Here is a 7685-nt window from a genome sequence, read left to right as displayed (position 1 = left end):
GTCTGGGCGACGCCGGACGGCTCCGGCAGGACCGAAACCGTGTCGGGCAGCGCCAACGTAAAGCCGGCATCGGTGTTGGCCGCATTTTCGGTGAAGGCCGGCGCCGGGGTCGCCGGCGAAGTCGAGGTGCAACCGCTGAGAGCGGCCACGGCCAACACCGCCGCTAGGACGGGAAAGAGGAATTTTGCTGGCAAGCGGGCGCTCGGGTCCGGTTCGTCGGGTGTTAAGAAGTCCTTACACCAGCATCTTTCCCCCTGCAATCCGCGGTAGCCGGTGGTTTTCGGGTGGCGAGCCGGGCCGGGAAATGCGATATTGTTCTGGATTTGTACTTCGAAGGATTCCGGAAAGGAGCACGCCATGGACGCTTCTCAAGCCGCCGCCGGCCACGCGGTCTTCGAAACCGTGATCGGCTTCATGGGCATCGCCTGGAGTGATGCCGGACTGAGCCGGCTCTGTCTGCCGCAGCGCAATCGCGACGCGGTCGAACGCCGGCTGCTGCGCCATGCCGCCGCCGACCAGGCAGCGAAGCCCGAGCCGCAATGGGTTGCCGAGCTCATCCCGTCGATCAAGGCCTATGCTGCCGGCGAGGACGTCGATTTCTCCGGCGTGCCGGTCGATCTCAGCGGCGTCGACGAGTTCCGCCTGGCGATCTATGACGCGGCTCGAAAGCTCGGCTTCGGCGAAACCACCACCTATGGCGAACTGGCCAAACGCGCCGGCCATGCCGGGCTGGCGCGTGAGACGGGCGCGGCGCTCGGCGCCAACCCGGTGCCGCTGGTCATCCCCTGCCATCGTATCCTTGCCGCCGGCGGCAAGATTGGCGGCTTTTCCGCCCCCGGCGGCTCGGCCACCAAGGAAAAGATGCTGGCAATGGAAGGCGTGCGCGTCGGCCCGCCGCCCCCAGCGCAGGTGTCGTTCGGGTTCTAGGGTTTATCGATGTTCGAGTGAGGCCGACATCCCGGCACGTCGTCTCAACTCCTAATCCGGAAGCAGGCGCCGGCGGAAGCGGCGGTCGATCTCCACCCGCTTACATTTGTAGACGGTGCAGGAATTCGTGTCGGCGCTCGGCACCGAGGCCCGCGCCCAGACCTCGCCGATGTCGCAGAATTGCTGGCTCCGCACGTAGCGGTCGTAGAGCGCCAGCCCCGGCACGCGCGCCGATCTGTAGCGCAGGATGACCGCACCCTCGCGCGCGATCGTCGCCTGCACCTTGCCGCAGCTCATGCGGGTCGGGTCATAGCGCGAGACCGCCTGCGCCTCGGCGGCCACCAGCGTCAGGCAAGCGGCAAGCAGAACGATTTTCATGTCCCTCTCCCAAAACCCGGCCGCGCCCCGAAGCCGGCGCGATCTCCCGCGTCGGGCGCGCAACAATGACGCTCTCACGCGATTGGGGCGGCCGTTGGGCAGCGTTGCCGCGGTGCCATTTTCCGCCCCGTCTTGTTTTTCGCGCGAAAGCATATTATATGCGGTCCATTGATATTTCGGCCGATCGATCCGGGCCTCGCGATATTCGCGTTTGCTGACGTTCTATCTCCAAAATCTCGATACAAGCCGGCTGGGTTTCGGTCCAGTCAAACTAAAGCAAACGTAAAGGACTATCGAAATGGCAACAGGTACGGTCAAGTGGTTTAATTCCACCAAGGGTTTCGGCTTCATTCAGCCTGACAGCGGCGGCGCGGACGTTTTCGTCCACATCTCCGCAGTCGAGCGCGCTGGACTGTCGACCCTGGTCGAAGGCCAGAAGATCAACTTCGAGATCGAGCAGGACCGCCGCACTGGCAAGTCGTCCGCTGGATCTCTGAGCAAGGCAGCCTGATTTTGCGAATGGCGCGCGCCGGGCGATAGCCCGGGGCGCGCGGCAAGTCACGGATGTACTGACAGTCGCGCGAGAAGCGCGCCGGAGCGACAGACCCCGACAAGCCGAAGCAGCAGATTGCTGCCGGCCCGGCCAAAACGCTCCCGATCAGGCTACCAAGCATGGGAAGGCGGGATTTTGTCCCGCCTTTTTGCTGTCTGGATTTTGACCGACGATTGGCGAAACCGCAGATACAGCTCCTTCTCCCCGTCACTATACGGGGAGAAGTGCCCGGCAGGGCGATGAGGGGCAGCGCGACCTATCAGGACTGCCCTTCGCCAAGCCAAGCATGATATCACGACGAAGGCTGGCGCTGCCCCTCATCTGGCTGCCGCCATCTTCTCCCGTGTAGAGACGGGGAGAAGGACGCCCTCGCCGAAGTTTTCGCCAATCACCGGCGTTGCTGGCGCACCTCGTCCAATACCAACACACTTTGCCCTGGAACCCCGATCATGTATTTTCTGCCCATGACCAAGCTCGAAGAGATCAAAAAATCCATTGTCGAACTGAGTTGGGAAGAACTGAAGGCATTCACCGTCTGGTTTGAGGCATTACAGGGCGATTTGTGGGACCAACAGATCGAGGCCGACGCAAAAGCCGGCAGGCTCGATAAGCTTGCAGAGCAAGCTTTAGCTGAGATTCGAGCCGGCCGGATCCGCCCGCTCTAAATCACACCACCACATCACACAGCCCGAATGAGCACCACCGGCCAAGGGCCGCAAGCCCGATCGGGCGTCGCGCCTGTTGGCGCGCCCGTCCGGAGCGAGCCGCGAAGCGGCGACAAGCGTTAGGCCCGAACTAGGACGTAGACTCATTATCGCGCAGCCAGATGCGGATTGAGACAAGCTTGAGGGCCGCGAGGTAGTTCTCAGCCAGCTTGTCGTAGCGGGTTGCGATGCGGCGGAACTGCTTGGCCTTGTTGAAGAAGCGCTCGACGAGGTTGCGTGCCTTGTAGAGGAACGGGCTGAAGCAGATCGGGTCTTTGCGGTTGGTCTTAGGCGGGATGTTGGCCCACGCCTTGCGCTCGGTGACAGCGCCGCGTAGCGCATTGGCATCATAGCCCTTGTCGGCCAGTAACATGGCGCCCTCGGGCAGGTCGGCGATCATGTCCGGCGCCGAGGCGACGTCACTCTTTTGGCCTGCGGTGAGCGTCAGCTTGATCGGCCTACCTTTGGCGTCGACAAGGGCGTGAACCTTGGTTGTTAGCCCGCCTCGGGAGCGACCGAGACAATGATCTCGATCCCCCTTTTTGCCGTCGCACCCTGCTGATGGACGCGAACAACGGAGGTGTCGATCATCTGCACCATGCCGTCATGGGCTTTAGCAATTTCGTCCATGAGGCGGTCCCATACCCCTGCTTTTCGCCAGCGGACAAAGCGGTTGTAGCAGGTGGTGCGCGGGCCGTATCGCTCGGGCAGGTCTCGCCACGGCGCTCCGGATCGCAGCACCCAGAAGATGCCGTTTAGCACGCGCCGATCGTCGACGCGCGGCACGCCGCGCGGCTTGTTCGGCAAAAGCGGCTCGATCACGCGCCATTCGAAGTCAGTCAGGTCATATCGGCTCATGCGGAGCCTGAATCAGATTCCGCCGCAATATGAAAGTCTCGGTCGGAAAACGACCATTGCGGACAAACACTCTGTGCCTGATGATGGTCGACCATGACGAAATGGCACGTCCTTCAAGAGATGCAGAGCCTAATCCGGCTCTTTTGTCTGCATTGCGCGGACAAGGAGACGCTGGAACAGCTCGACCAGATGATCGAAGATCGTGGCTCCTGGCCCAAGGCTCGCAGCCTGTTCGAAGCCATTCGTTTGAAGAACTTGAAGGCAGAGCAGCGCAGTGATCGTAGGGCAGAGGCCCAATATTGCTTCGAGGAAGTGTGCGCTAAGACACTCTACAACCTAGCCATGCAGCCTGCTCCCTATGATCCAGACACACTCTACTGGATCGTTCCGAACGCGCTCACCCTCGCACGAGAGCTTGGATTGAGTCCAATGGATGTGGTCGTGATCACCGATCCACCACGGCCCTCCTAACCCTTAACTGGCTCCTTACATCCTCGTTTACAACCTAGGACTATCCCCGATGGTTCCCCCTAGAGTGTACCTTAAGGTGACACCCGAGAGGGAACCTAAGGGACCCCTTAAGGTGCCACCTGAGAGCCTACAGCAAGGCTACCCCAAGGCTCCCCTGAAGTTCTCCTCAGGGTGTAGCTGAGGGGGGCACAGGGACACAGGAGACCACTACCTAACCTCCTCAGGGAGGAACACAGGCTAGAAGCGCAGAAGCGAAAGGCGCCTGATCAGACAGGCTACCCCCCGTTGCGGACCTTCATCAGCCTTTGCGCAGTGCTTGTTTGAGTTGCGCGAGGGGCGCGCCAGGGAACGGATGGCCCCACTGCTCCGCGTAGCCGTCCTCACCATGCGTTGCGAGAAGTTGCTGTCCTGCCGAGAAGACCGCGCCCGCGAACGTGCGCAAGCGGCAGTCGACATCGAAAGACAAGCGGCCTGTCGGATCGTTCTCGCGGGCAAACGGCTCGTCATAGGTGACGATCCGGATGTTGAGCCGGTCGCCGGCGGGTGTGAGACGCCAGCGGTATGTGCCGGGTTCGTCGTTGAAGATCGCGGCTTCAACGCTCCCGTTCGCGAGCATGCTCAGCGTGGCGCGAACAATACTATCGAACGCGTCCGAAAGGTGTGAGGCCTGCATGAACAGATGCGTGCCATCGACGTCGATCTGGCACTCGGCCCAGCCTTTGCCAGTCAGAACGTAGGAGAAAGAGAGGCCCATATTGGGAACCTAGATGATCGCGCCGCGTACACAAAGGCACAAACGCACGTCCGCAATCCACTCGTCTCTCGGTCACCCCTCATTTATGAGTTCACGGCCTAAGGCAACCACTCCAGCGGCACATGCCCCGGGTCGGCCTCGACCCTTTTCAGCCAGGCGGCCACCGCCGGATAGGCGTCGAGCTGAAACCCGCCCGTCTCGGCCGTGTGCGTATAGGCATAGAGCGCGATGTCGGCGACGCTGAGCGCATCGCCGGCGAAGAAGCTGCTCCCGGCCAGGTGCTTGTCCATGACGCCGAGCGCCTTGTTGCCGCGCTCCAGCGTCAGCGCCAGCCGCTCGGGTGTCGCGTCTTTCGCGCGTTCTGGAAAGGTCAGCAGCGCCCTGCGCACGGCGATATAAGGCTCGTGGCTGTATTGCTCGAAGAACAGCCACTGATAGGCCAGCGCGCGTTCATATTTGTCCGCCGGCAGAAACCGCGTGCCTTCGGCGAGATAGAGCAGGATGGCATTGGATTCGGCCAGCCGGCGGCCGTCGTCGAGTTCGAGCAGCGGCACCATGGCGTTCGGGTTTTTCGCAACATAGTCGGGTTTGCGCGTGTCGCCGGTGTGCGAGCTGACCTCGACATTGGTGAAAGGGATGCCGAGCTTGGCCATCAACAGGCGCGGCTTGTAGCAATTGCCGCTGTCGATCATTCCATAGAGTATCATCGGCGCTCCCCTTGCTCGCAACCACCCGTCTCAAGGCTTGATCCAGCCTCTATCGCGGCAGCGGCGGCTTCATCCAGTGATTTGTTTTGGCGTAACCATCAGCGCCGCTGATGCATTTCAGGACATGCCGAGATTCAAGTCAGGCCGAGCCGAGAAGGGTGGGTTCCGAGAACCGGAGCGGAGCGTACTTTGGGTACGTGAGCACCGGAAGCGCAGGAAACCGCCGTTCGCAGGCCGGCATCACTTGAATCTCGGCATGTCCTAGCCGAACAAGGGGATGACGTTGTTATCCCTGCCAAGCAGCCTGTCGATCGACAGCGGCTCCTCGTCGAACAGCGTGCCGGCCAGCGCCGGCCGGGCGAGGTAAAAACCCTGCAGCAGGTCGACGCCGCCATCCAACGCGACGCGCAGATGCGTTGCATTCTCGACGCCTTCGACCAGCACCTTGGCGCCACGATCGTGCAGCGTCGAAACCAGCGGCCGGAAAAACCGCTCGGCGGCGGCATGGCGGCAGAATTCGGCGAACCAGGTGCCGTCGATCTTGACGATGTCGGGCTGCACGAGGGCGACCCTTTCTTCGGTAGAATGCCCGGTGCCGAAATCGTCGATGGCGATGCGGACGCCGTCGCGCCGCATCTCGCGCGCCAGGCTGACAAGCACCTTGTCGCCGGCCGCCTGCTCGGTGATCTCGCAGACCAGCATGCCTGGATGCAGGCCGAAATCCGCCAGATGCCTGGTCATCAGCCTGATTTCGGCCAGCGCCCGTGCGGGGTCGTCGTTGATCAGCGGATTGTAGTTGAAAAACAGGTCGAGCCCGTCGACGCCGATGTTGCGGAAGTTGCGCAAATGCAGCACCCGGCACATGGTTTCGACAAACAGCCGATCCGCTGCCGGCACGCCTTCGAAGAAGATTTGCGGCGCCATCGGCCTGCCTGCACGATGCGGCTCGATCAGTCCCTCGACCGCAACGGCGGCGAGAAACCTGCCGCGCGGCGCGAAGACCGGCTGGTAGGCACTCCTCAGCCGGAATGCGCCGTAGACGCCATATTCGATGCCGACCTCGTCGGCAAAGATCGCCTCGCCGACCCTACGCCGCATGTCGGCTTGCCCGGTCACGATGCCACCCTGCGGCCAAAGGCCCGCCTCGGTCGCCGCGATGTCGGAACTGCCGCAGGCACCTCCTTCATGTCCGGCGACACTGCGACCGTCTGCCCGCTCTTGTCGAAGACGCGAAAACTGGTCGGCGCAAGCTCGGGGCGCGCCAGCACATAGCCCTGCACCATCGAAGCGCCCGACTTTTCGGCAAGCTCGAGCTGCCAGCCCGTCTCTATGCCCTCGAATACCGTGCGGATGCCTTGCTCTTCGAAGCTTGTCACCATGGCGGTCAGCAAGGCGAAGCCGGCACCGGATTCCATCAGCGTCATGATCCAGTCGGCGTCGAACTTGACGATGTCGGGCCTGAGTTCCTTGATACGATTGATGTCGGATTCGTCGGCGCCGTAATCGTCCACGGCAATGCGCAAACCATTGCCCCTGAGCGCCTCGACGAAATTGTAGAGCGTTTCCTGCGATGCCGATTTCTGCTCGGTGACCTCGCAGACGACGCGGCGCGGATCGATGTCGGCCTCGTGCAGCACCAGCCGCATGTCGCGCAGTGCCTTGTCGGCGATGCTGCGGTCGGTGAACACCGATGGATCGAAGTTGATGAAGATGGAGGCGTCTCGCGGCAGGCAGGCGCCGGCGTTCAGAAGGTGCAGCGTCCGTGTCAGCGCCTCGATATGCAGGCGGTCGACCGCCGGACAGCTGTTGAAGAAACTCATTGGCGGCTGCGGCTCGCCTTCGCGGAACGGCCGGATCAGCCCCTCGAATGCGACGACGGAAAGCTTGCCCTTGTTGAAGGCGAAGATCGGCTGGAACGCGCTTTGCAGCGTATAGACCCCCCAGACACCGCTGGCGGTGCCGTCATCATGGCGGATGATATGGGCAAGCCCGATGCTGCGCGTCACGGTTCCTCGCTATGCGAGACTGGCGGACCGGCTACGGTCCTGCCGTTCAAGCTTTTACCGGTCGTTGATGAATTTATTGTTGCCAGCATTGCGCGCTGGCTCATTCGACAATGCCTGCGCTGGGCTTGCGCTTGGCAAGACGATGCGACATGAGAGGCGCCGCGGCGCCTTCGCCGCGCCGGTCCTTTCTGGAGATGTTTCTCATGGCCTTTCTTGCCGACGTCCTTTCCCGCGTAAAGCCTTCCGCGACCATCGCGGTGACGCAGAAGGCGCGCGAGCTGAAAAACGCCGGCCGCGACGTGATCGGGCTGGGCGCGGGCGAGCCGG

General features: G+C 62.3%; 9 protein-coding genes and 2 pseudogenes. 5 read left to right on the top strand and 6 right to left on the bottom strand.

Annotated features, from left to right (window positions below):
- Positions 1-357 precede the first annotated feature (357 nt).
- The gene (locus tag E5W70_RS21050) at positions 358-927 is read left to right on the top strand and encodes a methylated-DNA--[protein]-cysteine S-methyltransferase (RefSeq protein ID WP_292661825.1); all 570 of its coding nucleotides are present in this window, start codon (positions 358-360) and stop codon (positions 925-927) included.
- Positions 928-978: 51 nt separating this feature from the next.
- Here E5W70_RS21050 and E5W70_RS21045 read toward each other — a convergent pair whose 3' ends face one another.
- On the bottom strand, positions 979-1305 hold the full coding sequence (locus E5W70_RS21045; protein ID WP_292661822.1) for a hypothetical protein: 327 nt from the start codon (positions 1303-1305) through the stop codon (positions 979-981).
- A gap of 298 nt (positions 1306-1603) precedes the next feature.
- Here E5W70_RS21045 and E5W70_RS21040 point away from each other — a divergent pair, with 298 nt between their 5' ends.
- Both E5W70_RS21040 and E5W70_RS21035 read left to right on the top strand, forming a co-directional pair.
- Positions 1604-1816 (top strand): cold-shock protein, encoded by a 213-nt coding sequence (locus E5W70_RS21040; RefSeq protein WP_023678332.1) that lies wholly within the window; start codon positions 1604-1606, stop codon positions 1814-1816.
- 491 nt (positions 1817-2307) lie between these two features.
- On the top strand, positions 2308-2523 hold the full coding sequence (locus E5W70_RS21035; protein ID WP_292661819.1) for a hypothetical protein: 216 nt from the start codon (positions 2308-2310) through the stop codon (positions 2521-2523).
- A 130-nt stretch (positions 2524-2653) separates the two neighbouring features.
- Here the strand turns inward: E5W70_RS21035 and E5W70_RS21030 are convergent.
- Positions 2654-3420: pseudogene (locus E5W70_RS21030) on the bottom strand (IS5 family transposase).
- A gap of 93 nt (positions 3421-3513) precedes the next feature.
- On the opposite strand from E5W70_RS21030, the gene E5W70_RS21025 reads away from it, so the two are divergent.
- Positions 3514-3891, top strand: a complete 378-nt coding sequence (locus E5W70_RS21025; RefSeq protein ID WP_292661816.1) for a hypothetical protein — start codon at positions 3514-3516, stop codon at positions 3889-3891.
- Between the two features lie 298 nt (positions 3892-4189).
- Here the strand turns inward: E5W70_RS21025 and E5W70_RS21020 are convergent, their stop codons facing one another.
- From E5W70_RS21020 to E5W70_RS21005, 4 genes are all read right to left on the bottom strand, one after another.
- Positions 4190-4645, bottom strand: a complete 456-nt coding sequence (locus E5W70_RS21020; RefSeq protein WP_292661813.1) for a hypothetical protein — start codon at positions 4643-4645, stop codon at positions 4190-4192.
- A gap of 98 nt (positions 4646-4743) precedes the next feature.
- Positions 4744-5352 carry a glutathione S-transferase family protein gene (locus E5W70_RS21015; protein WP_292661810.1) on the bottom strand — a complete coding sequence of 203 codons (609 nt, stop codon included), beginning with the start codon at positions 5350-5352 and terminating at the stop codon, positions 4744-4746.
- Positions 5353-5613: 261 nt separating this feature from the next.
- Entirely contained in the window at positions 5614-6450 is an 837-nt protein-coding gene (locus tag E5W70_RS21010) for an EAL domain-containing protein (RefSeq protein ID WP_292661807.1), read from the bottom strand.
- A gap of 14 nt (positions 6451-6464) precedes the next feature.
- Positions 6465-7358, bottom strand: coding sequence for an EAL domain-containing protein (locus tag E5W70_RS21005; protein ID WP_292661804.1), 894 nt, complete (start codon positions 7356-7358; stop codon positions 6465-6467).
- Positions 7359-7561: 203 nt separating this feature from the next.
- On the opposite strand from E5W70_RS21005, the pseudogene E5W70_RS21000 reads away from it, so the two are divergent.
- A pseudogene (locus E5W70_RS21000) lies at positions 7562-7685 on the top strand (aspartate transaminase); the annotation flags it as partial.

This window comes from Mesorhizobium sp. (assembly GCF_005063415.1).
In the GTDB taxonomy this organism is placed as follows: domain Bacteria; phylum Pseudomonadota; class Alphaproteobacteria; order Rhizobiales; family Rhizobiaceae; genus Mesorhizobium.
This window is presented reverse-complemented; position numbering and strand designations above follow the sequence as displayed.

Bases quoted from the DNA above. Each gene is read 5' to 3' on its own strand.
- E5W70_RS21050 (WP_292661825.1), top strand. From the start codon at position 358: ATGGACGCTTCTCAAGCCGCCGCCGGCCACGCGGTCTTCGAAACCGTG.
- E5W70_RS21045 (WP_292661822.1), bottom strand. From the start codon at position 1,305: ATGAAAATCGTTCTGCTTGCCGCTTGCCTGACGCTGGTGGCCGCCGAG.
- E5W70_RS21040 (WP_023678332.1), top strand. From the start codon at position 1,604: ATGGCAACAGGTACGGTCAAGTGGTTTAATTCCACCAAGGGTTTCGGC.
- E5W70_RS21035 (WP_292661819.1), top strand. From the start codon at position 2,308: ATGTATTTTCTGCCCATGACCAAGCTCGAAGAGATCAAAAAATCCATT.
- E5W70_RS21025 (WP_292661816.1), top strand. From the start codon at position 3,514: ATGACGAAATGGCACGTCCTTCAAGAGATGCAGAGCCTAATCCGGCTC.
- E5W70_RS21020 (WP_292661813.1), bottom strand. From the start codon at position 4,645: ATGGGCCTCTCTTTCTCCTACGTTCTGACTGGCAAAGGCTGGGCCGAG.
- E5W70_RS21015 (WP_292661810.1), bottom strand. From the start codon at position 5,352: ATGATACTCTATGGAATGATCGACAGCGGCAATTGCTACAAGCCGCGC.
- E5W70_RS21010 (WP_292661807.1), bottom strand. From the start codon at position 6,450: ATGCGGCGTAGGGTCGGCGAGGCGATCTTTGCCGACGAGGTCGGCATC.